We start from the raw sequence: 1,505 nt of genomic DNA on the forward strand, positions 1-1,505 counted from the left end.
GATATGCCGGGAGGGCTCGTCGATATGCAGGGTGGCCGGGACGGTCTCATGGCGCAGTGCCATGACCATCTTGATGACACCGGAAACACCCGCGGCGGCCTGGGTATGGCCGACGTTCGATTTGAGTGAGCCGAGCAGCACGGGCTGGTCGCGGTCTTGGCCGTAGGTGGCGAGGATGGCCTGGGCCTCGATCGGGTCGCCGAGTGTGGTGCCGGTGCCGTGGGCCTCGACCACATCCACCTCGGCGCCGGCCAGACCGGCGTTGGCCAGGGCCTGCCGGATGACCCGTTGCTGGGAGGGGCCGTTGGGGGCGGTCAGACCGTTGGATGCCCCGTCCTGGTTGACCGCGGAGCTGCGTACCACGGCCAGGATGTTGTGGCCCTTGGCCTGGGCGTCGGACAGCCGCTCGACCAGCAGCACACCGACACCCTCGGAGAAGCCGGTGCCATCAGCGTTGTCGGCGAAGGCCTTGCACCGGCCGTCGGCGGCCAGGCCGCGCTGGCGGGAGAACTCCACGAAGATCTGCGGGTTGGCTATCACGGTCACTCCGCCGACCAGGGCCAGGGAGCACTCGCCCTGTCGTAGAGCGGATCCTGCTTGGTGCAGGGCGACCAGCGATGAGGAACAGGCGGTGTCCACGGTCATGGCGGGGCCTTCGAGGCCGAAGAAGTAGGACAGGCGGCCGGAGAGCACGCTGCCCGCGCCTGCCGTGGCGCCGAAGCCGCCGAGGTCGGCGCCGATGCCGTAGCCGTCGGGGTAGGCACCCATGAACACGCCGGTGTCACTGCCCCGCACCGACCCCGGCTCGATGCCGGCGCGTTCGAACGCTTCCCAGGCGGCTTCGAGCACGAGGCGTTGTTGGGAGTCCATGGCGAGGGCTTCGCGGGGGCTGATGCCGAAGAACGATGCGTCGAAGCCGGCGGCGTCGTCGAGGAAGCCGCCGTGCACGGTGTAGGTCTTGCCGGCGGTGTCGGGGTCCGGGTCGAAGAGGGTGTCGGTGTCCCAGCCGCGGTCGGTGGGGAAGTCGGTGATGGCGTCGGTGCCGGACTCGACCAGGCGCCACAGGTCCTCCGGGGACGACACTTTGCCGGGCAGGCGGCAGGCCATGCCGACGATCGCCAGCGGTTCGTCCGAGGCCGTGGCCGTGTGCACCGCGGTGGCTGTCGCGGGTGTCGTGTCGCCTGCGAGTAGTTCGCCGAGCCGTTCGGCCAGCGTGGCCGGGGTGGGGTAGTCGAACACCATGGTGGCGGGTAGTCGCAGGCCGGTGGCTTTGGTGAGGCTGTTGCGGAGTTCGACCGCGGTCAGTGAGTCGAGGCCGAGTTCCTGGAAGGCGGTTGCTGCGGGAACGGTGTCGGCGTTGGCGTGGCCCAGGACCATGGCGGCGCTGTCGCGCACGATTTTCAGGAGTGCTTCTGGTGACAGTCCTTGGATCGGCTGGCTCTTTCGTGCTGTTTTGGGATACAGCGAGCGCAGCAGGGCGGGCGGGTCCGCGTCGGGGACCGGGG

General features: G+C 69.4%; 1 protein-coding gene. It reads right to left on the reverse strand.

The features are described 5' to 3' along the window. Positions 1–1,505 (reverse strand): type I polyketide synthase (locus JK364_RS54235; RefSeq protein WP_201858850.1); only part of this gene is annotated, 1,505 nt, incomplete at both ends.

The sequence above is a fragment of the Streptomyces endocoffeicus genome (genome assembly GCF_016741935.1).
Taxonomy (GTDB): domain Bacteria; phylum Actinomycetota; class Actinomycetes; order Streptomycetales; family Streptomycetaceae; genus Streptomyces; species Streptomyces endocoffeicus.